21 protein-coding genes and 4 pseudogenes are annotated in these 25,603 nt (G+C 60.5%); 13 read left to right on the plus strand and 12 right to left on the minus strand.

Annotated features, from left to right (window positions below):
* Positions 1–194: 194 nt before the first annotated feature.
* A pseudogene (locus tag J2Y48_RS23320) lies at positions 195–392 on the plus strand (hypothetical protein); the annotation flags it as partial.
* Positions 393–963: 571 nt separating this feature from the next.
* On the opposite strand, the gene catB reads toward J2Y48_RS23320, so the two are convergent.
* The 3 genes from catB to J2Y48_RS23335 form a co-directional block, all read right to left on the minus strand.
* Entirely contained in the window at positions 964–1,602 is a 639-nt protein-coding gene (gene catB / locus J2Y48_RS23325) for a type B chloramphenicol O-acetyltransferase (RefSeq protein ID WP_310423347.1), read from the minus strand.
* Positions 1,603–2,023: 421 nt separating this feature from the next.
* Entirely contained in the window at positions 2,024–3,814 is a 1,791-nt protein-coding gene (locus J2Y48_RS23330; protein ID WP_310423351.1) for an ABC transporter ATP-binding protein, read from the minus strand.
* A gap of 594 nt (positions 3,815–4,408) precedes the next feature.
* On the minus strand, positions 4,409–5,272 hold the full coding sequence (locus J2Y48_RS23335) for a DMT family transporter (RefSeq protein WP_310423354.1): 864 nt from the start codon (positions 5,270–5,272) through the stop codon (positions 4,409–4,411).
* A gap of 87 nt (positions 5,273–5,359) precedes the next feature.
* On the opposite strand from J2Y48_RS23335, the gene J2Y48_RS23340 reads away from it, so the two are divergent.
* The gene (locus tag J2Y48_RS23340; protein WP_310423357.1) at positions 5,360–6,778 is read left to right on the plus strand and encodes a PLP-dependent aminotransferase family protein; all 1,419 of its coding nucleotides are present in this window, start codon (positions 5,360–5,362) and stop codon (positions 6,776–6,778) included.
* Here the strand turns inward: J2Y48_RS23340 and J2Y48_RS25460 are convergent.
* The gene (locus J2Y48_RS25460) at positions 6,677–7,177 is read right to left on the minus strand and encodes a LysR substrate-binding domain-containing protein (protein ID WP_405030296.1); all 501 of its coding nucleotides are present in this window, start codon (positions 7,175–7,177) and stop codon (positions 6,677–6,679) included. The genes J2Y48_RS23340 and J2Y48_RS25460 overlap by 102 nt on opposite strands.
* Before the next feature lie 486 nt (positions 7,178–7,663).
* Between J2Y48_RS25460 and J2Y48_RS23350 the strand changes: the two genes are divergently transcribed.
* The 7 genes and pseudogenes from J2Y48_RS23350 to J2Y48_RS23375 all read left to right on the plus strand — a co-directional run.
* On the plus strand, positions 7,664–8,128 hold the full coding sequence (locus tag J2Y48_RS23350; protein ID WP_310423454.1) for a Glu/Leu/Phe/Val dehydrogenase dimerization domain-containing protein: 465 nt from the start codon (positions 7,664–7,666) through the stop codon (positions 8,126–8,128).
* A complete protein-coding gene (locus J2Y48_RS25465; RefSeq protein ID WP_405030300.1) occupies positions 8,125–8,346 on the plus strand; it encodes a hypothetical protein in 222 nt (73 codons plus the stop codon). Before J2Y48_RS23350 ends, J2Y48_RS25465 begins: the two co-directional genes overlap by 4 nt.
* Before the next feature lie 547 nt (positions 8,347–8,893).
* Entirely contained in the window at positions 8,894–10,084 is a 1,191-nt protein-coding gene (locus J2Y48_RS23355) for an HlyD family efflux transporter periplasmic adaptor subunit (RefSeq protein ID WP_310423360.1), read from the plus strand.
* Positions 10,084–12,411, plus strand: a complete 2,328-nt coding sequence (locus J2Y48_RS23360) for an ABC transporter permease (RefSeq protein ID WP_310423363.1) — start codon at positions 10,084–10,086, stop codon at positions 12,409–12,411. Before J2Y48_RS23355 ends, J2Y48_RS23360 begins: the two co-directional genes overlap by 1 nt.
* Position 12,412: 1 nt before the next feature.
* Entirely contained in the window at positions 12,413–13,399 is a 987-nt protein-coding gene (locus J2Y48_RS23365; RefSeq protein ID WP_310423366.1) for an HlyD family efflux transporter periplasmic adaptor subunit, read from the plus strand.
* Between the two features lie 11 nt (positions 13,400–13,410).
* Positions 13,411–14,916, plus strand: a complete 1,506-nt coding sequence (locus J2Y48_RS23370; RefSeq protein ID WP_310423369.1) for a mechanosensitive ion channel family protein — start codon at positions 13,411–13,413, stop codon at positions 14,914–14,916.
* Between the two features lie 70 nt (positions 14,917–14,986).
* Positions 14,987–15,189 (plus strand): annotated as a pseudogene (locus J2Y48_RS23375) (IS66 family transposase); the annotation flags it as partial.
* A gap of 101 nt (positions 15,190–15,290) precedes the next feature.
* On the opposite strand, the gene J2Y48_RS23380 reads toward J2Y48_RS23375, so the two are convergent.
* Entirely contained in the window at positions 15,291–16,040 is a 750-nt protein-coding gene (locus J2Y48_RS23380; protein ID WP_310423371.1) for a sulfite exporter TauE/SafE family protein, read from the minus strand.
* A 97-nt stretch (positions 16,041–16,137) separates the two neighbouring features.
* On the opposite strand from J2Y48_RS23380, the gene J2Y48_RS23385 reads away from it, so the two are divergent.
* The 3 genes from J2Y48_RS23385 to J2Y48_RS23395 all read left to right on the plus strand — a co-directional run bounded on the left by J2Y48_RS23385 (position 16,138) and on the right by J2Y48_RS23395 (position 18,488).
* Positions 16,138–17,019, plus strand: coding sequence for a LysR family transcriptional regulator (locus tag J2Y48_RS23385; RefSeq protein ID WP_310423373.1), 882 nt, complete (start codon positions 16,138–16,140; stop codon positions 17,017–17,019).
* A gap of 148 nt (positions 17,020–17,167) precedes the next feature.
* On the plus strand, positions 17,168–17,926 hold the full coding sequence (locus tag J2Y48_RS23390; RefSeq protein WP_310423376.1) for a class I SAM-dependent methyltransferase: 759 nt from the start codon (positions 17,168–17,170) through the stop codon (positions 17,924–17,926).
* A gap of 19 nt (positions 17,927–17,945) precedes the next feature.
* Entirely contained in the window at positions 17,946–18,488 is a 543-nt protein-coding gene (locus J2Y48_RS23395) for a helix-turn-helix transcriptional regulator (RefSeq protein ID WP_310423379.1), read from the plus strand.
* Between the two features lie 121 nt (positions 18,489–18,609).
* On the opposite strand, the pseudogene J2Y48_RS23400 reads toward J2Y48_RS23395, so the two are convergent.
* The 4 genes and pseudogenes from J2Y48_RS23400 to J2Y48_RS23415 form a co-directional block, all read right to left on the minus strand.
* A pseudogene (locus J2Y48_RS23400) lies at positions 18,610–19,219 on the minus strand (ABC transporter ATP-binding protein); the annotation flags it as partial.
* A gap of 128 nt (positions 19,220–19,347) precedes the next feature.
* On the minus strand, positions 19,348–20,013 hold the full coding sequence (locus tag J2Y48_RS23405) for an NADPH-dependent F420 reductase (protein WP_310423382.1): 666 nt from the start codon (positions 20,011–20,013) through the stop codon (positions 19,348–19,350).
* Positions 20,010–20,444 carry an ester cyclase gene (locus J2Y48_RS23410; protein ID WP_405030297.1) on the minus strand — a complete coding sequence of 145 codons (435 nt, stop codon included), beginning with the start codon at positions 20,442–20,444 and terminating at the stop codon, positions 20,010–20,012. Before J2Y48_RS23410 ends, J2Y48_RS23405 begins: the two co-directional genes overlap by 4 nt.
* 49 nt (positions 20,445–20,493) lie before the next feature.
* Positions 20,494–21,153: a hydrolase gene (locus J2Y48_RS23415; RefSeq protein WP_310423385.1), complete on the minus strand. Its 660-nt coding sequence runs from the start codon at positions 21,151–21,153 to the stop codon at positions 20,494–20,496.
* 118 nt (positions 21,154–21,271) lie between these two features.
* On the opposite strand from J2Y48_RS23415, the pseudogene J2Y48_RS23420 reads away from it, so the two are divergent.
* Positions 21,272–22,199, plus strand: a pseudogene (locus J2Y48_RS23420) (LysR family transcriptional regulator).
* Positions 22,200–22,259: 60 nt separating this feature from the next.
* On the opposite strand, the gene zwf reads toward J2Y48_RS23420, so the two are convergent.
* The 3 genes from zwf to J2Y48_RS23435 form a co-directional block, all read right to left on the minus strand.
* Complete coding sequence (gene zwf / locus J2Y48_RS23425; protein ID WP_310423388.1) at positions 22,260–23,666, minus strand: glucose-6-phosphate dehydrogenase; 1,407 nt, start codon at positions 23,664–23,666, stop codon at positions 22,260–22,262.
* Between the two features lie 21 nt (positions 23,667–23,687).
* Positions 23,688–24,707: a phosphogluconate dehydrogenase (NAD(+)-dependent, decarboxylating) gene (gene gnd, locus J2Y48_RS23430; protein ID WP_310423390.1), complete on the minus strand. Its 1,020-nt coding sequence runs from the start codon at positions 24,705–24,707 to the stop codon at positions 23,688–23,690.
* A gap of 232 nt (positions 24,708–24,939) precedes the next feature.
* Complete coding sequence (locus J2Y48_RS23435; protein ID WP_310423394.1) at positions 24,940–25,536, minus strand: histidine phosphatase family protein; 597 nt, start codon at positions 25,534–25,536, stop codon at positions 24,940–24,942.
* Positions 25,537–25,603 lie beyond the last annotated feature (67 nt).

Raw genomic sequence — 25,603 nt, forward strand, 5'->3', positions numbered from 1 at the left:
ATCGGGCAGGCCGCTGAAGCTTGCGCTCAACCGAGCCGCTCGCGATCCCGGCCGTTCGCTCTTCGCATGGCTGTGAGCCCCGCTTGATCGGCCCGGCAGGGATGCTCGGCCGCAGTTGCACCGGCCCGCCCGCTCCGCGGGCCGGGGGATGTCTTCGGGAAGAAGACAGAAAGGATCGGCCAGAGGTCGACGTAGTCAAGGAGCGGCCCGAGATCGGCTCGGTCCTGGTTCTCGACCGTGCCAGTGATGATGCCGAGCTGGTCTATCTAGCCCGGCATCGTGGAGGTGCGGAGGAATGGCTGAGCCGGGACGGTTATCCGAATGCCGTATTGCAGGAAGTAACAGCCGACGACCGCGCGGCCGATACCCTCGAGGGGAGGGCTGCGGCATGACAATGGCAACTTCCCGGACAGGAGATGACGAAACCGCCGGATATCCGGATCGACGGCTGGCCCCTTCAAGGCCGCTGGCGCGCCGCGGAGCGGCCGGGACGCAGCCGATCTCGGCAAGGCTGACCCGCGTTCTGCGCAGGGACCAGCGAAAAACTGCCCCGCTAGTCCGCAAGCCAGCCACGCTCGCCTAGCAGGTCCCGGACCCTGAAGCGTCCTGCTTCCGCCGGTTCCTTTCGACCGCACCCGCAGGGAAGACCGGCAAGGGCCGGATCACCTGAAGGGCATCGCTGGAAAGGAATTGCTAATATCCAGTTCAACTCGCTCCACCAAGCCCAACGCCCGCGTCGTCCAGCTCCGCAGGGGCACGACCCTTCGTGATGCGCCGAGCTGAATTGACCCATTATGCCGTAAGCTTGACTATGCCGCATGACCGAGTTTGGCGGCTGATATGCCTGCTTTCGGCTATACAGCGTTTGCATTATCAGACCCATCAGGAACGGCGAGTATGGGGTGGTTGTCTGCCCGTCCGCTTCGGATCGCGAACGGGCAGAAGCGGACATCCTATCTGCAGCTAGCGGTCGCTCTTGATCACCTTCTGCCAATGGTCGTGAAGTGCGCTCACGGTGGGGCTCGTGAGGATCGGCATCGCCTTGTGGAGTTGCTCCTCGGTCCAATCCCACCACTTCAGTTCTAGCAGCATGGCGACATCAGCCTCATCGAAGCGTTTGCGGATCACCTTGGCAGGATTGCCCCCAACGATGGCATAGGGTTCCACGTCCCGGGTCACTAGGGCACGCGTGCCGATCACTGCGCCGTCGCCGATCTTCACGCCGGGCATGACAATCGCCTCGGAGCCGATCCACACGTCATTGCCGACGATGGTATCCCCTGCAGGTTGGTACCCGTTCTCCGCACCCGCGAAGGCTGGCACTTCCGCCATCCAGAAGAAGGGAAAGGTGCTAATCCAGTCGTTCCGATGGCCCTGGTTGCCTGCCATGATGAAGGCCGCGCCTGATCCTATCGAACAGAAGCTGCCGATGACGAGCCTGTCGGCACCTTCGTCCGGGAGAAGGAACCGGGCGCAGTCATCGAAGCTGTGACCGTGGTAGTAGCCCGAGTAGTAGCTGTAGCGACCGACGACGAGGTTCGGATTTGTGACCTGCTGGTCGAGCGTAATGCCCTTGAAGGGACTTTCGAAGAAGTTTTTCATGAAAGTTACCACTGAATTTTAGCCGCGTGTGCGACGCCGTTTCGCATGCGATGATGCATACGAACGCGAACCAGCAAGTTGATTGAACATGCCGGCATAGAAGCTTCTCGCGCCGAAACGCGGAAGCAAATTCAGATGGTACAGTCTGCGGATTTCATACGAACAACATACGCTGGATACCTGCATTAATGCAAGGGAGCGACCGGCAGCTTCGAATACGCGCGCAAGATGGTCGTTCTTCCTACGAGTGGAAGTGAAGGCGATTGAGCAGCGAGTTCTCCAACCGCGAGAGGAATCCGCATACTAACTAAGGCCGAGATTACGACCGGGATCAGCCGCCAGACGCGGTGGCGGTGTTCCACGAGGTTGAGCGTCCCAAGCTGAAAACCGAAACGCCAGAGCGTCGCCCTGGCGTTTCGACTCATGCCACCAGACCTTTTGTCAGTTCCAGCGCCTGCCGCTCGAACAGTCGGCGATAGATGCCGTCACTCAGCCGGATCAGAGCGTGGTGGTCGCCCTCTTCGATGATCGTCCCCTTGTCGAAGACTAGCAGTCGGTCCAGCGCCCGCACCGTGGACAACCGATGCGCAATCACCAGCGTGGTGCGGCCGTTCATCAGGCGCTCCATTGCCTGTTGTATCTGGACTTCGCTCTCGCTGTCGAGACTTGAGGTCGCCTCGTCCAGAATCAGCACCGGCGCATCCGCCAGGAAAGCACGAGCAATGGCGACACGCTGCCGCTCCCCGCCCGACAGCTTGACCCCGCGTTCGCCCACCATTGTTTCATATCCCTTGGGAAGATCCATGATGAAGTCGTGCGCGCTGGCCTGTTTCGCAGCCTGCTCGATTTGACGCCGCGAGGCGTTCGGCCGACCATAGGCGATGTTTTCGGCCAGCGTGCGGTGGAACAGGATTGGTTCCTGCTGCACGATGGCGATCTGGCCGCGAAGGCTCGACTGGCTGACTTGGGCGATATCCTGCCCGTCGATGAGGATCGAACCCGAGTTCACGTCGTAGAGGCGCTGGATAAGCTTGACGAAGGTCGTTTTGCCCGAACCCGAGTGCCCCACCAGTCCCACACGCTCGCCCGGCTTGATGGTTACCGAAAAATCCTCGTAAAGCGGGCTGGGATGAGCGCCATATTGGAACGTAACGCGATCGAAGACGATCTGGCCCCTATCGATCTCGATGGGTGTGGCGTCTGTCCTGTCCTCGATACCCAGCTGCATCTTTTCGAGGAGCACCAGCTCTTCCATGTCGTTGACGGCCCGCTGCAGATTACGGATGTCCTGGCCGACATTGCGCAGATATCCCTGCAGGACGAAAAACATCGCCAAGACGAAGGTGATGTCGCCCGGCGAAGCCACCCCCTGCTGCCACATTAAGAGGCCGGTTCCCAGAATCCCTGCTTGCATGGAAACCATCATGAACCCCTGGATCGTGCCGCTCAATGTTCCGCGCTTCCACGTCCGCCGCGTGCGGTTGTCCCATCTGGCCAACACGTTTCCCAGTCGCGTCTCTTCCCGGTCTTCGGCCCCGAAGGCTTTGACAACCGAATTGCAACTGATGGCATCCGCCAGCGCGCCGCCGAGCTTGGTATCCCAGGCATTGGCGAGCCTTGCCGCCGGCGAAACGAACCCCATCGAAAGCGTCACCGTCACGCCGATATAGATCAGCGACCCCGCGCCGACGATCAGACCCATGATCGGCCAGTAGCTGCCGAGCACGACAGTCGCGCCCACCAGCATGACGAGCGACGGCAGCAGCGCGACCAGTAGCAGGTCGTTGAGCGAGTCGAGCGCCCACATACCGCGAGTGATCTTGCGGACCGTCGAACCGGCAAAGCTGTTGGCGTGCCAATCGGTTGAGAAGCGCTGCACCTTGTGGAAGCCGTCATTTGTCACGTCCACCATCGTGCGCAGCGTCAGCCTGATGATGCCGTTGAAGATGAACCAGCGCAAAGCCACGCTGGCCAAGCCCAATATCACAACGATGACGAAGGCATGCAGGGCACGATCAGCTGCATTGCCGCCCGCAATGGCGTCGACGATCTGGCCGGAAAACACCGGCACCATCACTTCAGCCAGCGTGCTGGCAATCACCAACAGGATGATGATGCCGACCAATCCGCGCCGATGTCTCCAATGATGAAAAACAAAGCCGAGTACGTTGCGATAGGCCTCGGCACGGAAATCGAGCTTCTTGCGAGTCATTTTATCCAGTCTCGGCCCCGTGTTTCGGCAGCCGGTCCTCAAAATCGGGAGTTGAATGGCGCAGCCCGAGCGGGAGACGAAATGATCCCGTCAGATCAATCGGGCTATGAAGGAAGAGAAAGCCGCAGATCGCGCTCGCTCCGGCGAGCCGCGAATGGAGATGACCTAGTGTCGGTTCATTCCACGCGGGAGGATTCTGATGAATGCTGGTGTCATGCAACGCCTCCCCTATGTTCGATCTAAAGCGGTGAGTCTTTTTGTATCTAACCTGTTCGCCGTTGCCAACCGTGAAAATGCAACCTCACGGAAGGTGATGCAAGAACGACACAATCTTGGAACAGCAGGGGCTACGGTACGCGTGCCGATGGCTCGGTCGATCCATTGTTCTTTCCGGACTTCACGTCAGCGAACACCTTGATCGCGTCCGTGTGTCGGAACGCAGTGATTTCGTCTATAGAAATTGTCCCTGGTGCAGGCAGTCTATCACTTCGGTGACATGGGGGCAGATTTCACGAACGAAAGGCGACGCGGCGGTGTTAGCCGGGCCATCTCCCTGGAATGCAGGTGACACATACATGGTCGTGTTCCTTCCTCCTACCGCGCAAACCGCTTGGCACCGGCCACGCACATGATGACGGCAACCGTCACGGCAAGCATGCCCCAGGTGACAGATTCGTGCAGGAGTGTCGCCGCCAGGGCAAGACCGAAGAATGGCTGGAGAAGCTGCAATTGGCCTACCGCGGCAATGCCTCCCTGCGACAGGCCGCGGTACCAGAACACAAAGCCGACAAGCATGCTGAACAGCGATACATAGGCCAAACCGAAAAAGGCGGGCGCATCAATGCCGGAGAATGTCGCAGGCATATAGACGATGGTGGCGATCATCATCAGCGGCAGGGACAAGACGAGCGCCCAGGAAATGACCTGCCACCCGCCCAGCGTACGTGACAGCGTGCCACCTTCGGCGTAACCCAATCCGCATACCATGATGGCGGCCAGCATCAGGAGATCGCCGACTGGCGACGCAGCAAGCCCCCGAAACAGCGCAAACCCGGCAACGAGCGCGCTTCCGAGAATGGAAAACAGCCAGAAAGCCGGCTTCGGCCTTTCTCCCCCTCGGATCACGCCGAAGATTGCCGTGGCAAGCGGAAGCAGGCCGATGAAGACGATCGAGTGTGCGGACGTCACATGCTGAAGGGCCAAGGCCGTCAGGAGAGGAAAGCCGACCACCACACCCGCCGCCACGATTACTAGCGACGCGAGTTCGCTGTGGGATGGCCGTTTCTGTCTCAGCACTAGCAGCAGGGCCAATGCCAGAATGCCTGCGATTGCCGCACGCGCGACTGTCAGAAAGACCGGATCGAACTGCATTACCGCAACGCGCGTGGCCGGAAGCGACCCACTGAAGATGACCACGCCGATAAAGCCGTTCATCCAGCCTGCAGTTGTCCGGTCCATGATCCGCTCCATCATCAATCCCGCTCCTTATCAGGCAACGGCATTGGCGGGACCAGCTACAGTCTGATACGGTTCGTCAAAACTGTTATGGCTCACAGGGCAATACGGATGAACGAGAGCGCTACGGGACAAACCCGAGTTTCAATGGTCATGGAGACAATCCGGCAACGGATTGCGGGTCGATCTCTGACCCCCGGAGCGAAGCTGCCATCCGTAAGAAGTATGGCCTCGACCTTGAAGGTGTCGATATCGACTGTCGTCGAAGCCTACGACCGTCTGGTTGCGGAAGGCGCAATCCTGTCCCGTCCCGGCTCGGGTTTCTACGTTGCCAATCAGGCAGCCCCTTTCACCCTGACGGAAGTCGGGCCGAAAGTGGATCGTGCCGTCGATCCCTTCTGGGTCTCGCGCCAATCCCTTGAAGCAGGTGACGACAATCTCAAGCCCGGATGCGGATGGCTACCGCCATCATGGCTCCCCGAAGAGGGCGTTCGGCGGGCTCTGCGGACACTTTCACGTGCCGAGGGGGCCACATTGGTCGATTACGGCTCGCCGCTCGGATTGCCGGCACTTCGCCAGCTCGTTTCCCGGCGCATGGCCGAAAGGGGGATCGAAGCCTCTCCCGATCAGATCATACTCACCGAATCCAGCACGCAATCCATCGATCTGCTTTGCCGCTTTTTGCTGGAAACGGGCGACACGGTGCTGGTCGACGACCCCTGCTATTTCAATTTCCATGCGCTCCTTCGAGCCCATCGGGCAAAGATCGTCAGCGTACCCTACACGCCGTCTGGCCCCGATTTCGAAGCGTTCGCCCGGGCTGTCGCAGAAAATCGACCACGTCTCTACATCACGAATTCCGGAATTCACAATCCGACCGGAGCGACGCTTTCTCCGGTGATTGCCCACAGGGTGCTCAAGATAGCCGATCAGTTCGACCTGACGATTGTCGAGGATGACATCTTCGCCGATTTCGAGCACACGCCCGCGCCGCGCCTTGCGGCATTCGACGGGCTGGACCGCGTCATCCACATAGGCAGCTTCTCGAAAACTCTGTCGGCCTCGGCACGCTGCGGTTTCGTTGCCGCCAGACCGCAATGGGTCGAGGGTCTTACCGACCTCAAGATCGCGACTTCGTTCGGCGGCGGCCGGATGACGGCGGAACTGGTCTTGAGTGTTTTAAGCGACGGGAGCTATCGGAAGCATCTGGAGGCGACGCGCACACGGTTGTCTCAGGCGATGAGCCGGGTTTCCGCGAAATTGAGAAATCTGGGAGTGACGCCGTGGATCGAGCCCCAGGCTGGCATGTTTCTATGGTGTCAATTGCCGAACGGGATAGATGCCGCAAATGTCGCGCGTGCTGCATTGGAACGAAAGGTCGTGATGGCACCAGGCAACGCGTTCAGCCTATCGCAGTCGGCCACAAATTTCATGCGCTTCAATGTTTCCCAGACACTGGATGTCCGGGTGTTTGACACCCTCGGTGAAGTTCTGAAGGAGCAGACCTAGATCGCCAACCAGGTCGCGTCGCACAACGCGCATGGCGTTAAACTGGGGGTCCTGATATCCGAGAAATACAACACGCTGGTTGAACTGCTCAATGCGTGGTTCGGCGGCGCTTTTACGACCCTCGTGGCCGCGATCACTGGTCGGCTTATGTGGCACACCGCCTTGCAGGAGCGTGAGCAGTTTTTCCCGTTCGTCCCCTTGCAGAACGGTGTCGTCCTTCCTTGCGACAAGGACCGATGGCTCGCGCCACAGGGGGCGGACCTCGAAGTCGCTCCACTGTCCGTCGCCGAAACGGATGTCGACATCCACGCTTGCCGAGGTATCGGCCCATACCGCGGCCAGAAGCCTGATCTTGATATGCGGGAAAAGGGCGTAGAACTTCGGAAGCAGCGGCGCCACGAAGTGACATCCGCCCTCGATCAGCTATGCAAGCGTCAGCTACCGGCTCTTTGTAGCGATCCCGATCGATGCTGATGGTTTTCATTGGGTTCAATGACGAAGCAGATGCGCTGCAGTTTGCAGCAGGGACAATAAACTCATCTGCCCTTATCGCTGAACGGCCGCACTACACGGAGCGATCCTACGAGTGGAAGTGAAGGCGATTGAGCAGCAGGCTAGAACCGCCCAATACGGAACCACGACGGAACCACGCGTTGCGCTTGCCTTGACAAGGATCGGCAGGCGCGATGCAGCCGAGTGATGGAGGGCGTCCGAGATGTCAGTCGGCAACCTGTTCGGCATACCGTCGTAATGCCAAGGGATTCCGGACCGTTATGGAGCGATAGCCGGCTCGATCCACCCAGCGTACCGCTGTCCCGCGGATTGCCAATCAGGAGTTGACACGTGACGACCGCCACATTTCTTCTTCCGGAAGAATTCAAGTAGATCCGTGACAGTGCCTCAGGGCTCGAAGCCGTCATTGCACTCCACTCGACCGCGCTCGGTCCAGCAGCGGGCGGCTGCCGGCTTTGGAGCTACTCCGATGAGCACCGAATGAAGGTTGACGCCCTTCGCCTCGCGCAAGGAATGAGTTACAAGAACGCCTTGGCAGGTCTTCCCACGGGCGGCGGAAAGGCGGTCATCCGCTGCCCGAATAGAGACTTCGACCGGGAGGAACTTTTCAAGGCTTTCGCTCGCGCCGTTGCTTCTTTGGATGGCCGTTACGTTACCGCTGAGGATGTTGGAACATCTGTAGAAGACATGCTCGCAATCGCAACTGAGACCCGTTTCGTGGCGGGTTTGCCGGCATCAGTGAAAAAGCCTGGCGGAGACCCGTCGCCCTGGACAGCCCGCGGCGTCTTCTTGTCGATCGGAACATCGGTGCGGGCGCCAGACTTGGTCGCGAACTGAAAGGATGCGTCGTAGCCGTTCAAGGGCTCGGCCACGTTGGTGCCGAACTAACCCGCATGCTCCATGCGGCGGGCGCTAAACTCATCATCGCCGACATTTCAAAACAACGATTGGATGCCCTAGTCGCAGTGACGGATGCCAAAAGGCGGTGCATGTCGATGATATCGTTAGTTCGAACGCCGACGTCCTTGCTCCCTGCGCACTGGGTGCCATCCTGAACGCTCGAAGCATCGGCGCCCTCCGGTTGTTATCTATCTGGGCGGTTATCACGTTTCCCATCCGACCCTATTGTGCCGAAAAAGGCTCTCGTCAACTGTTGAAGTTGGATTGGTAGACTGCGTCCATGTTCGAACAGACGCGGTATCGGCATGAGGCCAGCGCGGCCCACTCTTGCGCCGAGAGGTGCGGCCGCTTGGCGCCCTCGTCTTTTCTCTTTTCCAGTTCTTCACGCGCTAAGGAGGCGCACGGTCACGCTCAATCAGATTCTCAATGGTTCGCTATATGTGCCAGACAACTAGCTCCGGCATCACGCATGAAAGCTTACATTCGGTTTGCGGCCCCAGGTCGGAAATAGTTTCTGCACCCTCATCTCGGAGGTTAGAGGTGGTGGCTATGGCATCAACAGCATCGGCCCCCGCCAATGCCCAATGGGCTGGCGCCGCCGGACATTTTTGTTCAGAATGCATTCCATAGCGACAAAACGCGGAGCGCGATTGCCGTCGATTTTGTGATGCAAGCTTGAAGCTTGAACGCGGAGGCGGTGAAGTGAATGAACCGTCACACCGATCGCCGGTCGCCGGGCAGAGCCCGACCAATGGGACAAGCGCGCCAGGCGGCGCCGGGCCAACAGAAAAATCCGGCGTCGCGACCGACGCGGACAAACCAACCTCGTCCGTCGAAGCGGAGACGACCAGGCCGACGCTAGATGACCAGATCGAACCGTCGCCGATAGCTGCGCCACCGGCCGAGAAGGGCAGGGCGCCGGTCGCTGCAGCCACCATCGTTGCCATCAGCACGGCTGTGATCGTGGGGTTGTCGCTGTGGTATCTGGTGCAGTCGCAGCCTCTGCTGGTGCAGGGCGAGGCTGATGCCACGCGTATAGACATTGCCGCGCGCGTCGATGGCCGCATCGGTCAGCGGCCCGTGTCTCGGGGTGACAATGTGAAGGCCGGACAATTGCTCGTCTCGATCGACAATCCGGAGCTGCGGATGAAGTTGAATGAGGCCGAAGCAGCGCGGTTGGTCGCGGTTGCCGATCTCACGCGCGTCGAGGTCGGCACCCGCGCCGAAGTCGTCGCCGAGCGCAAGGCGGCCGTCGCCGCCGGTGAGGCCAGCCTGACGCTTGCGCAACAGACCTATGACCGCACCGTGCAGTTGACGAAGAGCGAAACTGCATCGCTGCAGCGGCTGGACGAAGCGACGGCATCGCTCGACGTCGCCAAACGATCTTTGGAGCAGACCAGGCTCGCCTTTGACGAGGCAGTCGCCGGATATACCGCCGAGGAACGCGGTGTTGCAAAAGCTGCCGTAGCCAAGGCCGAAGCAGCGATCGTCACCCTCAAGGCACAGGTTTCGGAACTGACGGTAAGCGCCCCCGTTTCGGCGCAGATTTACCAGGTCGCAGCCGAACCGGGGGAATATGTCTCGCCTGGCATTCCCTTGCTTTCGCTCATCGACCTCGGCGACGTCTGGCTGCGTTTCGACCTTCGCGAAGACCTGCTCAAGGGGTTGAAGGTCGGCGATCGGTTCTCGGCAAAGATCCCAGCGCTTGGCGACGTCCCGATGGAGGTCGAGGTGCGGACAATTGCGACGCGGGGCGAATATGCCGGCTGGCGGGCGACCCGGGCAACCGGGGACTTCGATCTGCGCACCTTTGAGGTGAGGGCCTATCCGGTCAAGAGGGTCGACGCGTTGAGGCCGGGAATGAGCGCCTACGTCGACTGGCGGGCACGATAATGCCGACCCGCCCTCGCTCCGGAATCGTCCGTGTGGCGACGCGCGAGGTAGCCTGGATCTGGCGGGACAAGGTGGCGCTGCTGCTCGTCGTCGGTATTCCTTTGCTCGCCTTCGCACTACTCGCTGCGACCTTCAGCAATGCCGTCATCCGGAACCTTCGTGTCGATGTCGTCGATCAGGACCGCTCGAAGACCTCGATGACCTTCGTTCATGCGATCAGCGCCGCACCCGGCGTGGATGTCGACAGGCGGTCGGACGATCTCAACGATGCAATGCATGCGGTCCGATCCGGGAAAGCCATTGCCGCGGTCTACCTTCCCAAGGATCTCGAGCGAGACATTCAGGGGGGGCGGCGGCCGCGGATCGTGATCTTCTTCAACAAGCAGTTCTTCACTCCCGGCAATGTTGCATCCGGTGCACTTCAGGGGGCCGTCGCGGCCGCCGTCGCCGACCTGCCACCCGGTCCACGCCCGACATCGTTTCGGCCCGGCCCGCTGATCGTCGAACAATACGTGCTCACCAATCCTGCCCTGAATTATGCGCAGTTTCTGCTGCGTGCGATCTTGCCGACGGTCCTCCACGTCGTGATCGCCATCGCTGCCGGCTATGCCGTCGGCTCGGAGTTCGGGTCACGCAACATGGGGGAATGGCTGGAGACGGCTGGAGGAAGCAGCCTGACCGCGCTTGTCGGCAAGCTCTTGCCCTACTTCATCATTTTCCAGCTCATGATGGTCGTAGGGCTCGGCATCATTCACGGCCTGTTTGAGATTCCGTTTCGTGGCAACGCGGCGCTTGTGGGCGTCTCGGCCTCTCTGCTGATCATCGCCTATCTATCCATAGGGTCACTGCTACAACTGCTGGTCCGGAACCTTGCCTTCGGGCTGAGCCTGACGGGCATCGTCTGCTCCCCGGCTTTCGGATACGCGGGCGTGGGGTTCCCGGTTCTTGCCATGGGCGTGTTTGCGCGTGGCTGGGGCGCTCTCCTGCCGCTGCGCTGGTACATACAGGTTCTGTTCGACCAGGCGGCACGCGGCGTTCCCGCGCAGGACTCGGTCATGCCTTTCATGATGCTCGGCGGCCTGGCCATCGCCTATTTCGGCCTAGCCTGGTTGAGGCTGCGCTCTGTGTCCCAGCGCCCGGTGCGCATTCCGGCGGAAGAGCCAGTCCCTCCCGGCTCGAACCGGATCGGTGTCGTGCGTGCCTTCACCGACGAATACGGCCGCATCCTTCGGGACCGCGGCGCCTTCAGCCTGATCGTGCTCGCGCCAATTATCTATGGGCTGTTCTATCCGCAGCCCTACCTTGGTCAGCTCATCAAGGATGTTCCCGTGGCGGTCGTCGACGACGACCGGTCAAACGTCAGCCTGACCATCACCCAGGCCCTCGATGCACACGAAAATCTAAAGGTCGCGCTTCGGCCAACCACTCTGGCAGAAGCGCAGAGGGCCTGGGCGCGGCGCGAGATTTTCGGAATCCTGAGTATTCCGGCTGGCACGGAGCGCGACATTCTGAAGGGTGGTGGCGCAAGGTTGCCCGCTTTCGTCGACTCCGCCTATTTTCTGCTCTACAACCGCACACTGCAGGGCATTCAGGAATCGGTGGCGGCAGTCCGCGCCGATCTTGCAGCCCGCAGCGCGCGACCGGATGGCAGCCTCTACCGCGCCGCGCTGGCTGGCAGCGCGCCCGTCGAGATCCTCAACCAGCCCCTTTTCAACCCTACCGGTGGTTATGGCAGCTACATTGTGCCGGCCGCTTTCGTCCTGATCCTGCAACAAACGCTCCTGATGGGGGTGGCCACGGTTGGCGGCGCAACGTTCGAGGGCGGCGGCCACGCCGCGCGCCGCAATCGCAACGCTTTGATGGCGGTGATCGGCCAGAGCCTTACTCACCTGCTGCTCTCGCTGCCGGGTTACACGCTCTTCCTGGTCGTCCTTCCGAGAGTCTACGGTTTTTCCGCGAACGAACACGTCTTCGAAATCCTGGCGCTTGCCATTCCCTTCATCCTGTCAGTCAGCTTCCTTGGCCAGTTTACCGGAAGCTGGTTCAAGCGCCGTGAGACCGCGGTGCTGCTGTTCATCGCGATCAGCCTGCCGCTCTTCTTCCTTGTCGGCGTGGCCTGGCCACCCGAAGCAATCCCTGCCGGGCTGCGCACCGCCAGCATGATCCTGCCAAGCACATCGGGGATCGACGCGCTGGTGCGCGTCAACCAGATGGGCGCCTCGCTGTTTGACGTTTTCGACGATTGGATGAGACTCTGGGCGCTGGCGGGCGCATATGCGCTCCTGGCGGTTGTCAGTACCCAGATTGCATCTGCCTGGAGAGGCTAGAATGGATGCTGGATCGAAACGTCGTCTGTTGATCGCTCTGGCCGTCGCGGCCGTAACAGGCCTCACTTTGGCGACGACGAGGGGCGGCGCACGCGCGCAAGACGCGGAGCGGTCGTTCCCCGGCATGGTCCGCCGGACCGAGATTCGGATCGCACCCGAGATCTCCGGGCGGTTGGGGTCGATTGCGGTATCGCCCGGTGAAAAGGTCCGGAAAGGCGACTTGCTTGCCGTTATCGACAATCCGGATCTCGTTGCTCTCGTTGGCGAAGCCAGGGCTGCGGCGGCGAGCGCGCGAGCTGACCGCGACAGAGTCCTGTCGGGAGTCAGGAGCGAAGAAGTGGCCATCGCCGACGAAAGCGTGCGCACGGCCGAGGCGAATCTCGTTCTTGCCCAACAGCAATACACGCGGACCAGCGCCCTTCTGACCAGAAACGTCGCCAGCCGCCAAGCCGCGGACGAAACTGCCGCTTCGCTGGCAAAGGCCCAGGCCGACCTCGACCTGAAGCGGGCTCGGGCGGCGGCGGCAGGCGCTGGCCCCACGGTGGAAGAACGTGCACTGGCCGAGGCCAGGGTTGCACTGGCCGAGGCGACGGTCGCCCAGCTCGGAGCGCGCCTTGGCAAGACGAAGCTGACCGCGCCGTCCGATGGAACGGTGCGCATACGGGTGGCCGAACCGGGGGAGATCATGGGGCCGGGAAAGCCGGTCATGACGTTGGAGCCCGACGAACGCCCGTGGTTTGCCTTCACATTGCGCGAGGACCAACTGCATAATATCGCACTTGGCGCTGCGGTGACGCTGGTCGCTCAGGATGGACGCCGCATCGCCGCCCGCGTCACGGAACTGCGTCCGCTGGGCGAGTTCGCCACCTGGCGCGCTGCCCGGGCCGTTGGCGATCATGATCTCAACAGCTTCCGAGTGCGGTTCGACGCTGCCGAAGCCGTAGACAATCTGGAACCCGGAATGACTGTTTGGCTCGCGCGTCCATAGGAGCGCAAGGGTTGAGCAATATATTGAACATCATCGTCGATCCGATCGTCCAGACAGGCATACTCGCCGCCGTCGGAGCGCTGATCACCCGCGTGTTGCTGCGTCATCATCCGAAGCGCCGCCTGATCGGCCAGCTCGGGTTCTTCTTGGCGCTGACGGCCTTGCTTCTCTATCACGGCATAATTCCCTACAAATCGGGACCGTCCGGGGCGCCTGTCCTCCAGCGGGTCTCTATCGCCATCGCCAAGATCATTTGGTGGACGAACGCGGCTTGGTCGCTGATCAGCATCGTCCGTGTTTTTCTGATTATTGAGCGGCAACCGAATGAGGTGCGCCTTCTGCAGGATCTGATTGTCGGCGTGATCTATGTCGGCGCGATCCTGTCCGTCATCGCTTATGTTTTCGACGCCCCGGTCGGTACGCTGATCGCTACCTCGGGTGCGATCGCGATTGTCCTTGGCCTTGCGCTGCAAAGCACCCTCAGCGACGTGTTTTCAGGAATCGCGCTCAACCTCGCCAGGCCTTACGGGATTGGCGACTGGCTCGTGCTCGGTGACGGGTTCGAAGGGAAAGTGGTGGAAACCAATTGGCGGGCAACGCATCTTGTCACCGGCGCGAATGATCTGATCATCGTTCCCAACAGTGACCTCGCGAAGGCGAGGCTGACCAATCTCAGCAGTCCGGCGCGAAGCCACGGCGTAACGCTCACCGTGAGGTTCCGCCCGACCACACTGCCGTCAGCCATGGTTGAGGTGATGGATTCGGTGTTGATCAACAGCAACTCGATTTTGATGGATCCGCAACCGAGCGCACAGGTGACGTCCTTGGATGCGAACGCCGCTCAACTGGAATTGACTTTCAGTGTTGCTGATGTCCGGCTTGTGGGAAAAGCAAGGACAGAGATCTTCGACCTGATCTACCGTCACGCAAAAGCGAGTGGGCTCGTCCTTGCTCAGCCGCCCGAGGCCGCCGGAGCCGCAATCGTCGCCACTACCGACGACGCAAGCGCGTTCGCCCAACACAGCACGCCGCGGCGCCTTCTCGATGCGATCACGCTGTTTGCTTCTCTGACCGACGACGAGAAAGAAGCCCTCACATCGACGATGGTTCGCCGGACGTTCCGAAAAGAGGAGATTCTGGTCGAACAGGGTGCCGTCCTCAATTCGCTGATGATCATTCGTAACGGCATCGTCGCAATCACGCGTCGCGAGGAGGCAAGGCTCACGGAACTCGTTCGGTTGGCACCGGGCGAGTTCTTCGGCGAAGCTGGGCTGCTGACAGGAGCCGGTGAATTTGGGACTATCAAGGCGCTGACTTTTGTTGTGGTCTACGAGATCACCCAGGAGAGCCTCGCTGGTCTAATGCGCGACCGCCCTGCAATTTGCGAAGAACTTGGCTCCATGTTGTCGAAGCGGGCCGCCACGGAACTGGTTCGGCTAAATGAATATCACGACGATGCTGGTTCCAAGTCTGCACCGCGCCTGACGGCACGTATCAGACAGTTGTTCAATATCTGATAGCTCCCGCTTGCCTGTCTCGCCTGATCGGCAATTGTCTTTGGAGACTCGTTGGAGATTCTAACAGCATGAGCGAACCATCCAGCGGACAGCGCTCGATCGCAAGAACGCGCATTTTGCAGGACATGGCGCGGAGGCGAGAACTGGGCCACCGCCGCCTCACTCGTCGAAACCTGCAATCTCAACGCCGTTGATCCGCAGACCCATCTACTCGCCGGCCACAAGCAGTGCCGGATTGGGGAACTCCTACCGTGGAAATATCCGATGGACTAACGCGCGCCCAAAGACTGCAGTTGGTTCCGATGCGGCCATATGAAGTTTGAATAGCCACTAGACGGTTTTGCGCCACAAGCGGTCATGCCAGAGGAATAAGATTACCAAACACTACGCAGCATCATCTCTGCGCCAAGTAGCGCAAGTGCGATCAGAAAGCAGCGTTTGAACACGGCGGGGCTGACCGCTCGTCTGATGTACTGCCCCGCCCACATCCCGACCAATGCCGGCACAACGGCGAACGCCGAGAGCGATAGTCCGTCAATTTGGAATGCCCCACGTGATGCGAGGCCGAATGCAAGTGCTACGGTAGAAACCGTGAAGGAAAGGCCGAGTGCCTGAACGAGATCATCCTTCTCAAAACCGAGCGCCTGGACATATGGCACAGCCGGAATCACGAATACGCCTGTTGCACCCGAGATTAAGCCCGTGATCAACCCGATCCCGGGCGAGAGCCAGCATTCATGTCTTGGGTTGATGTGGTAGGGCTTTGCAAGCAGGGTGTAGACGGCGTACACAGTGAGCGCGAGGCCGAGCATAAGGGTACTTAGGCTGGTATCGCCGCCTGTCAGCATTGACGTACTGGCCAGCGTCCCCGCAAAGACCCCGGCCATCATTGTCCAAAGCCGCCGCACGATGCCCTTAAAGCTCGGGCCAGCAAGCAGTTGCCAGAAGTTCGTCACGAACGACGGGATGATGAGCAACGACGTTGCCGCTAGCGGTGACAGCAGGCCGGCGAGGATGCCCATTGCGACTGTCGGGAGGCCCATGCCGGCCACCCCTTTGACGGTGCCGGCGGCAAAGAATGTAGCTACGACAGCGAGTAGCATAAAGATTGATAGGTCATTCATGACCTTCTCATACGCGCTACGACATCATCCACAATGCGGCATTCCCGTATCCAGCCTTCGCCTAGACCGAAGGCTGGATCAGTTGTAACCTTAGACGATGCGCTTCGACTTCACTGACCTACGTCTTTTCCTCGCCGTCGCTGACGCTGGCAGCATCACCCACGGCGCGGCGGACGTCGGGCTCTCTCTTGCTGCGGCCAGTGATCGACTCCGGGAGATGGAGGCAACTGGGCAAGTTCGACTATTGGAAAGAGGTCGCCGGGGTGTGACTCTGACGGAAGCGGGTGAGGCACTTTCCCATCATGCCCGCGAAATCCTTCATCAAGCCGCTCTCATGCGTGGAGAGCTGGGGCGCTACGCGAAGGGGATACGGGCGAGCATCCGTGTTGTTGCCAACACAGCGGCCATCGTGGAAGTTCTTCCAACACGACTGTCGCCATGGCTTGCCGCGCATCCGCAAGTCGATGTTGATCTTCGAGAGCGCCAAAGTCATGAGATCGCTCGAAGCATAGCTGCCGGGTTTGCCGACATCGGCATATTATCGGATGCAGCCGTCAACGAGGAACTGCTTCTTAAACCCTTTGCAGTGAGCAAGCTCGTAGTGGTGTCGGCTCAGACACATTCGCTCGCGGCTGAAAAAGAAGTCCGGTTTTCCGACCTCACCGAAGAATATTTCGTGGGACTGGAAGGTGGTGCATTACAGGATCATATCGACGTTCAAGCTGACAGGCTCGGCGTAAAACTCCGATACCGGATCAGGCTGCGCACGTTCGAATCCATATGCTCAGCGGCAAGTGATGGTGTTGGCGTCGCGATTGTTCCGGAGACGGTGGCCCGCCGGTGCAAGCGAACGTTTCCCATTTCGATTACGCCGGTGAAGGACGCATGGGCGCGGCGACAGCTCTCGGTGTGCGTCGCCGCTAGCCTTGATTTAACACCAACTGCTCGAGACCTTTTCGACCACCTGACGAGTGTATGATCTAACGTCCGCTTTGGGCGTAAGTTAGCGGCCGCTTGCGTGAAGGTCCGTTCCCGCCCCATTTGTGGTCACTTACAACTGGCGAGAATCGTTTCCTTTAATTACACGGACGTTGATTATCCTCTTCTTGCAATTCTATGAGGCTGGAATGAACAATCGTTACGGGACACTAGCTTCTTGGGTCTATAATTTAGATAAACCGGTCGGGCGTTCATTCGGAGATGTGGAATATTATCAGCAACGTCTTGGGGAATCTGAGGGTCCGATCCTGGAGCCTGCTGTCGGCAACGGTCGTATTTTTGTGCCGCTGCTCGAGTCCGGGTTCTCGATAGAGGGGTTCGATGCGTCTGACGAGATGCTTGGTTACTGCCAGGATGAATGCAGGAAGCGGAGCCTTTCCGCAAGCGTGACACGACAGACGTTCGAAGAGTTCTCCTATGGCAAAAGCTTTGCGGCCATCATAATCCCGGCGGGGTCGTTTCAGTTGCTCACGGATGCGACATCGGCGACCGCTGTGCTGAGGCGGTTTTATGATTATCTGGTTCCCGGCGCAAAATTGATCATAGACCTCGATCCCATAGGCAGTTTCCTTGGCCCGACCGGTTCGGTTCGGCGTTGGAAGACAGAGGACGGAGATCTGCTCACACTCACAGATCAGCGGGTTGAAACCGACTATGTCGCGCAGACCACACTAGCCCATCTCCGCTATGAACACTGGCGGGATGGAAACCTTGTGAAATCCGAACTCGATTTGTTTAAGTTGCGGTGGTGGGGTGTCGAAGAGTTCTTGATGGCGCTACATCGCACGGGCTTCGTGGATGTAGTGGTGTCAGGCAACTACCAGCATGGAAGAGCACCGCATAAGGACGACGAGATCATCAGTTTCGAGGCGCGGCGTCCCAAATAAACTGAGATGCGCTTTTCAGTTGCCCTGGGACTTGAATGTCAGCAATGGGCCAATCGCAGACATCGGCGGCAAGAACTCCGATGTCCGCTCTTCGTGTTGGGTGTCCCAGCAGCGGACGGTCGGCCATCGGCTCCATTGCGGACATAGGCAACCGCCTTCGGCCGAGCTTTTAGAAACCGGACAGATAGAACAAAATGCCAAAGTGCAATGCGTCCGCTATCATGCCCTCGTACATGCCGCGATTGATCAACATGCCGAGCGCGACCGCGACAAATGTCGGCCCCAGTCCGCCGTTGATGCTGGAGATGCAAACGAGACCGCTGATACGGACGAGGCAGGGCTGCTAAGAGACGCGCCTCACTACCCGTCACTCAGCCCCCGCGAATTGGAAACGCTTGCGTTGCTTGCTGACGGTGCCTCGAACAAGGTGATCGCCCGCCAGCTCAAAATCTCGGTGCATACCGCGAAATTCCACGTCGCTGCTGTGCTCGCCAAGCTTCATGCGCAGAACCGCGCCGACGCTGTCGCCATGGCGCTGCGGCAAGGGCTGCTTTACGTATAACGCTCAGCCAATAAGTGTGAAAAAACCACGACGCAGCACCAGATGCCTTCGGGGCATAGGGTGGCGTCGCCCACCAGCGACGGCTGATGAGTCTCATACCGAAGCTTGCGAGTGAAGCGCGCTATGCCAGTCCGTCCACGAGAATGAACCGATGGCCCCTCGAACACGCTTCGATACGCGCTGTGACCTTGTAGACATCGCGCAACATCTCGGAATTGACGACTTCTGCAGTTGGGCCGCTGATAACCATTTCACCGTTAGCAATGACGATAACCTGCTCGCAGTAGCGCAGGACATGGTTCAGGTCATGCAGGGCCACCAGGACAATCATTCCGGTCTTGCGGGCAAGTTCCCTGACGAAATCCAGTACCTCGATCTGTCGGTGCAGGTCGAGCGCCGAGGTCGGCTCGTCCATCAGCAGTACTGCTTGCGGACCAATGCCTGCGCGAGGGAGACAAGCTGCCGCTGGCCGCCCGACAATTCACCCAAACCGCGGAAGCCAGGTCCTCGATCCGTAGCGCTTTCAGGATCGCATCGATCTCAAAGAGCTCGTCGTCGTGGCCCCGCCAGCCGCCGCCTTGCTTGGCGGACAGCAGGATGGATTCGTAGACGGTCAGGACGGCATTCGCTCCCGTATCCTGCGGCATGTAACAGATGGCGCGATCACCGCGCTTGGTATCTGACAAATGCACGACACCAGGCCCTGAAATCAGCCCGGCGATGCGCCTGAACGGGACCGGGTTCTCCGCTGGACTGTTTTCGCGCTGGCGGCATCATCGGGAAAGTCCCCGGTAACCCAGTCGCTAATTCCTCTGAGACCTGGCGCAAACCAATGTTCAGGATGGATGATCTCGGCCGCTCACCCGACCTTGACGAGATTCTGGTTCGGGAGAGGGCCGCCGGGAAATTGAGCGAGCTTACCGCCGACCGCCAGTGAGCCGAGATCGATCCCGGCGAAGCCGATCCGCTCGATCAGGGAGGCGACCTCCGCCTTCGCCGCGCTGTCATTGCTGGAATAGAACAGCACGCGCCGCCCGCCATCGGAGCGCGGATCGGTGGCCAGCAACTCTGCGCGGAGGTGGTTGAACGCCTTCACGACGCGGGCTCCGGGCACGAGATTGGCGAACACCTCGCTCGACGCACGGCCGCCGAGGTCGACCGGCTTGAACAGCGGCGCCTCGATCGTATTGTTGGCATCGATCACGATGCGCCCTTTCCAGTCCGGCAAGCCCGCCATCGCGGCCGGGAGCTTTGTCCAGTTCACTGCCACGAAGACGATATCGGCGCGGGCCGCTTCCTCGCGCGTGCCTGCCTTGATCGTGGGGCCAAGGTCATGCTCCAGCTCCTGCAGGGAGTCCGGTTCACGGCTGTTGGAGATCACGGCCTCGATCCCTGCGCGCACCAACGTGCGCGCGAAGGCTGTGCCGATAGCGCCTGATCCGATGATTCCGATGGTCATATGATGTCCTTTCGGGATGAGCGGGCGCGGTTGCCGACCGTGGTCGACATGGCGCCTGCGGGTCAAAGTTTCGGCGTCAGTGCGCCGAGCTGCTGCATGAGTGAGAAGAGATTGGCTACGCCCCAGTGATCGGTGATCTTGCCGTCGCGCACCCGCATGACATCGACGGTCTCGAATTGAATTTCGCGGCCCGTCGGCGCGATGCCGAAGAATTCTCCGCGGTGCGTCCCGTGATAGGTCTTGTAGGTCGTCACACGGTCTCCATCGGCAAGCTGCCAATGGATGTCGGCATGGAAGTCGGGGAATGCGGCGCGAAGGACTTTGTAAAGCTCGCGCGCGCCGTTCTTGTCTGGCGTGCGGCCCGGCTGCGGCGTGTGATCGAGGAAGTCGTCCGCGAACAACTCCTCGAACACCTGAAAATTGCCGCCGCCTTGGACTTCTTCGGTATTGCGGCGAATGACGGCCTTTGCCGCTTCGCCGATATCGTTGATGGTCATGACGTGCTCCGGAAAAAACGGCCGAGATGTTTGCAGCACTATTTCGGGCTCAGGCCCCGATGCCCGCCTTCTGGCCTAGAAGCTGAAGCTCCCACGCAAATGATGTACCCGTTGCGCCGGTGTGCGGCAGGACCGCGTCGCCAAGCGCCGCCGCTGATTCCTGACGCGCCCAGTCGCGCTGCCATTCGCTTGCGACCGCCAGCCAGTTCATCGGCACGACGCCAGCCATCATCATACGGCGCACGCCCATCTCGTGAGCTTCGACGCTGACGCCGCCCGACGCATCGGTGACCGCGTAAATTTCATAACCGTCGCCGGCCGCCTGTATCGCGGGCATCGCGAGACAGATTTCAGTCCAGAGCGCGGCCATGACGACCTTCTTGCGTCCGGTCTTCTTCACCGCGTCGACGACCCGCGCATCTTCCCAGGTGTTGATCCAGGTGCGGTCGATCGGCTTCTGGTCGGGGAATACGTCCTGCAATCCCTGAATGAGCTTGCCGCCGCGATCCTCGACAACGGTGGTCAGGATGGTCGGGACGTTGAAGACCTTGGCTGCCTTCGCGAGGCCGATGACGTTGTTCACGATCATCATCGGCTCGTGGCTGTGCAGGTTGGCGAATTGGAGCTGGTGGTCGATCAGGACCAGCACGGACTCTTCCGGGGTCAGCAGGGCGTTGAGGCCGTTCTTGAGGAATGTGGACTGGGTCATTGGCGGTCGCTCCGGTTTTGGTTGGCGGTGTTTCCGAAGCCGATATCGCCATGTTTGTTGCTGGATGATTAGGCGGTAAAAGCTAATATTACTTCCAAGCGATGCTTGAAGGTCGACTATGGAAACCCTTGCGAACCTCGAATCCTTTGTCCGCAGCGCCGAAACGGGCGGGTTTTCTGCGGCCGCTCGTCGGTTGTCGCTCACGCCTGCTGCGGTGAGCCGCAACGTCGCGACACTCGAACGCAACCTCGGTGTCCGGCTGTTTCATCGCAGTACGCGCAAGCTGACGCTCACGGACGCGGGCGAGTTTCCTGCTGGAGATCACGGAAAATCTCGAAGGGCTCCAGAACGCCATTTCGAGCGTGGCGACGGACGGCGAAGAGCCGGCGGGCGTGCTCAAGGTGAGCATGGGCCTCAACTTCGGAGCTGACTACATTCTCCCGATGCTGCCCGCGTTCCTGGCCCGCTATCCCGGCATCCGGCCCGATTGGCAATTCACGACGCGTCAGACTGATCTGATCGCCGAGGGCTTCGATGCCGCAATTGGCGGCGGCATCGAATGGGGTCCCGGCGTCGTCTCGCGCACGCTCGCGCCGCTGCATCTTATCGCGGTTGCTTCGCCCGAATACATGAAGAAGCGCAGACAGCCGACCGACCCCACGCAGCTCTCTGCTTTCGATGGGATCGCATGGCGCTCATCCCGGACGGGCCGGGTCCGCGAACGCATCATGCGCAACGTCGAAGGCGCCGCAGTACCGGTGAAGCTCAAGGAGACCATCGTCCTTGACGACCCGGAAGCGACCTGTCGCGCGGCGGTGCTTGGTCTTGGTGTGACCCTGAATGCCGTGTGCCACGTCCTGCCGCATCTGGAGAGCGGCGCGCTCGTCCGCCTGATGCCCCAGTGGTACATCGACGAAGGGCCGATCTCGATCTACTACGCGAGCCGCACGCTGCTCCCGTCAAAGACCCGGGTCTTTGTCGATTTCGTCGCGGACGCGTTTCGACGCCAGCAACTCGCTGAGAGATTTGCCGGCAGTATTGGCTAGGCATCAGTGCGGCGCGTGCTCGCGACGTGTCGGGTCACCTGGTCAGCGTCTGCGAGTATCTTAGTTCTCACGAGGCTTGGATCGGTTCGAAACCATGTCCGCGACAGTGGGATTGTGCCAACCTCCCGGCGGTGAGAGGTGATGGATTTCTGGAGGCCCCCAGGTGCCGGCATCGTATTCGTAGACCGGCGGATTTGCCGCCAGCCCTGGGTCCACAATCCGCCACGCTTCCTCCACGTAGTCCTCGCGCGCAAAGAGCGTCGCATCGCCAACCATCGCATCCCCAAGAACCCGCTCGTAAGCATCCATCTCACCGGCGCGGGGAAGCTGGCTGGCAACCAGTTCGACCGGCAGGCCGACGAGATCCTGTTCCGGCGACAACACCATCATGCCGATCGCAATCGAGACATCCGGGCTGATCCGAAACCTTACATGGTTGGGCACCTGGTTGGCCGCAGTGTACACGCTGGGCGGTTGTCGCAGGCGGACGAAAACCTCGGTGCAGGTCACCGGCAGGCATTTTCCAGCGCGGATGTAGAACGGCACGCCCTGCCAGCGCCAGGAATCGATGCTGAGCCGCAACGCGGAAAACGTCTCGGCCGTCGACTTCGCCGCGACACCGGGCTCGTTCCGGTATCCACGAAACTGTCCCCGCAAGATGCAGTTCTCATCGAGAGCGGCGATCGCCTTGAGCACCTTCACCTTTTCGTCGCGAACCGACTCGCTGTCGGTCCTTACCGGCGGCTCCATGGTCAAATTGGTCAGTACCTGAAACAGGTGGTTCTGGACCACGTCGCGGGTGGTGCCCGTTCCGTCGTAGAACGCTCCGCGCCCCTGGACACCAAAATCCTCCGCCATTGTAATTTGCACGCTTTCGATATGGTTGCGGTTCCAGAATGGCTCAAGAAAGGCGTTTGCAAAGCGGAAGTGGAGCATGCTGCGCACCGGCCCCTTGCCAAGGTAGTGGTCGATACGAAATATCCGCGCCTCGTCGAAGGTCTTGAGCAGGATGGCATTCAGCGCGCGGGCTGACTGGAGATCGCGCCCAAAGGGCTTTTCGATGATCACTCGCGCGCCTTTGGTGCATTCTGCCTTTACCAACTGCTCGACCACCAGCCCGAACAAGGCGGGCGGGATCGCGAGGTAAAAGGCGGGGTGCTCCGCATTCGCGAGTTCCCTTCTGACCGCAAGGAAGGTTGCCGGATCGGCGTAGTCCCCGTCGACGTAACGAAGCAGTGCGACCAGCTTCCGGAAGGCCGAGGTGTCCAGGCCGCCATGTTTCTCAAGGCTGTCCCGCGCCCGATCACGAAACTGGTCGAGGTTCCAACCGGACTTGGCCACGCCGATCACCGGTACATCGAGGTGGCCTCGTTTCACCATCGCCTGTAATGCGGGGAAAATCTTCTTGTACGCCAGGTCACCAGTGGCACCGAAGAATACCAGGGCGTCGGATTTGACCTCGCTCACTGTGACCTCCGTTTGCGATCATCACTTGCCGGCCACTTTTTCCAGATGGCCGCCAAATTCGTAGCGCATCGCCGACATGAGCTTGTTCTGGAATTCGGCCTCTCCGCGCGAACTGAAGCGCGCGTAAAGAGCGGCCGAAAGGACCGGCGCGGGTATCGCTTCATCGAGCGCCGCCTTGATGGTCCATCGCCCTTCGCCCGAATCCGAAACCCGGCCGGCAAACTTGGTGAGCGCCGGGTCTTCGACGAGCGCCGCCGCCGTCAGGTCCAGAAGCCATGAGGCGATCACGCTGCCGCGCCGCCATAGCTCGGCAATATCGGCCAGGTCGAGGTTGTACCGATACAGCTCAGGGTCCCGGAGCGGCGTCGTCTCGGCATCCGTCTCGCTTTCCTTCGTGCCGACGTCCGCGGCGCGCAGGATGCTCAGTCCCTCCGCGTACGCGGCCATGAGCCCATACTCGATGCCGTTGTGGACCATCTTGACGAAGTGACCGGCACCGCTCGGACCGCAATGCAGGTAGCCCATCTCGGCAGTACCGGCGAGCGTCTCCCGTCCGGCGGTGCGGACGATCTCGCCGGGGCCCGGAGCCAGCGTTCTGAAGACCGGATCGAGGCGTTCCACTGCAGCCTGCGGCCCGCCAATCATCATGCAGTAGCCGCGTTCGAGGCCCCAAATGCCGCCGCTGGTGCCTACGTCGACATAATCGATCTGCATCGCGGCGAGCTCCTTGGCTCGTCTTATGTCGTCCACGTAGTAGGAATTGCCGCCGTCGATCAGCATGTCGCCGGCCTCCAGATGCGGCACGAGATCGGCTATCGCCTTGTCGACCACGGCCGCTGGCACCATGAGCCAAACTGCCCGCGGCTTGGCCAGTTTTTTCACCAGGTCGGCCAGCGAACCGACGCCGTCCGCCCCTACGTGCGTCAGCGCCTGAACAGCCTGCGGCGCCCTGTCGAACACAACGCAGTGATGGCCATTCTTGAGTAGCCGCCGCGCCATGTTCGCGCCCATGCGGCCGAGTCCGATCATTCCGAGTTGCATGACACTTCCTCGCGCTGTTTAAATCGAGGCTAGCCAAAGGCAGCGCCAACAAGCGCATTTATCGAACCCTCGTGCTGTCGCGTGGGCTCCTCGATCGATCGACTGGAGCTCCGACCTTCCACCAAGGTCCTGGCTGCACAGTTCTTTCTGCGATTGGTGGACGAATCCTACCACGAAACCGCGGTCGATATGACCGTCGAATCCTGTCGCACAGGGCGCTCGCGCAAAACGGTCATTGGCGCACCGACGCGGTCTCATTCCACAACCGGATCACCGGATCGGACAGGTCATGTTCGAAGCCGAGGATACTGACCGAGGCCGTGCTTAACTGAAAATATCTGCCCGCCGCAGGGTCGAGCCCGAGCCAGCGGGCAGTGAGCGTGCGCAGGAAGTGGCCGCTGGAAAACAGCAGCACATCCCCATTGATGGCGCGCATGCGCGCGAGCACGCGATCCGCCCTCGCGCCAACATCCGCCGGCGATTCGCCGCCGGGGCAGCCATCGCGAAAAAGCCGCCAGTCGGGCCTCTCCTTGCGGATGTCGCCGGTGCGGCGCCCTTCATAGGCGCCGTAATTCCATTCCAGAAGGTCGCGCTCGACTTCGGCCACTGATCCGAAACCGGCGATGTCGCACGTCTGAATGGCACGCTGCAGCGGACTGGTGCAGACTTTCGCAAACTGAAGCCCGCTCAACCGTTCACGCAGTTGGCAGGCGTTCTCGGTGCCCCGCTGCGTGAGCGGCAGATCAGTCAGTCCGGTGTGCTGGCCGGAGAGACTCCAGGCCGTTTCGCCATGTCTGGCCAGATAGATCGATGAGAGCTTTTCCGTCATTGCTTCATCGCAGTGCTGTGACAGCCACCGTGCACCCCTGGTTTGGGGCCATGCCAACGACGCGGCA

Source organism: Mycoplana sp. BE70 (assembly GCF_031455855.1).
GTDB lineage: Bacteria > Pseudomonadota > Alphaproteobacteria > Rhizobiales > Rhizobiaceae > Mycoplana.

Coding starts and splice junctions, on each gene's coding strand:
- J2Y48_RS23380 (WP_310423371.1), bottom strand. CDS start 16,040: ATGAATGACCTATCAATCTTTATGCTACTCGCTGTCGTAGCTACATTC.
- J2Y48_RS23365 (WP_310423366.1), top strand. CDS start 12,413: ATGGATGCTGGATCGAAACGTCGTCTGTTGATCGCTCTGGCCGTCGCG.
- J2Y48_RS23360 (WP_310423363.1), top strand. CDS start 10,084: ATGCCGACCCGCCCTCGCTCCGGAATCGTCCGTGTGGCGACGCGCGAG.
- J2Y48_RS23335 (WP_310423354.1), bottom strand. CDS start 5,272: ATGGACCGGACAACTGCAGGCTGGATGAACGGCTTTATCGGCGTGGTC.
- J2Y48_RS23435 (WP_310423394.1), bottom strand. CDS start 25,536: ATGACGGAAAAGCTCTCATCGATCTATCTGGCCAGACATGGCGAAACG.
- J2Y48_RS23415 (WP_310423385.1), bottom strand. CDS start 21,153: ATGACCCAGTCCACATTCCTCAAGAACGGCCTCAACGCCCTGCTGACC.
- gnd (WP_310423390.1), bottom strand. CDS start 24,707: ATGCAACTCGGAATGATCGGACTCGGCCGCATGGGCGCGAACATGGCG.
- J2Y48_RS23385 (WP_310423373.1), top strand. CDS start 16,138: ATGCGCTTCGACTTCACTGACCTACGTCTTTTCCTCGCCGTCGCTGAC.
- catB (WP_310423347.1), bottom strand. CDS start 1,602: ATGAAAAACTTCTTCGAAAGTCCCTTCAAGGGCATTACGCTCGACCAG.
- J2Y48_RS23410 (WP_405030297.1), bottom strand. CDS start 20,444: ATGACCATCAACGATATCGGCGAAGCGGCAAAGGCCGTCATTCGCCGC.
- J2Y48_RS23330 (WP_310423351.1), bottom strand. CDS start 3,814: ATGACTCGCAAGAAGCTCGATTTCCGTGCCGAGGCCTATCGCAACGTA.
- J2Y48_RS23340 (WP_310423357.1), top strand. CDS start 5,360: ATGGCTCACAGGGCAATACGGATGAACGAGAGCGCTACGGGACAAACC.
- J2Y48_RS23390 (WP_310423376.1), top strand. CDS start 17,168: ATGAACAATCGTTACGGGACACTAGCTTCTTGGGTCTATAATTTAGAT.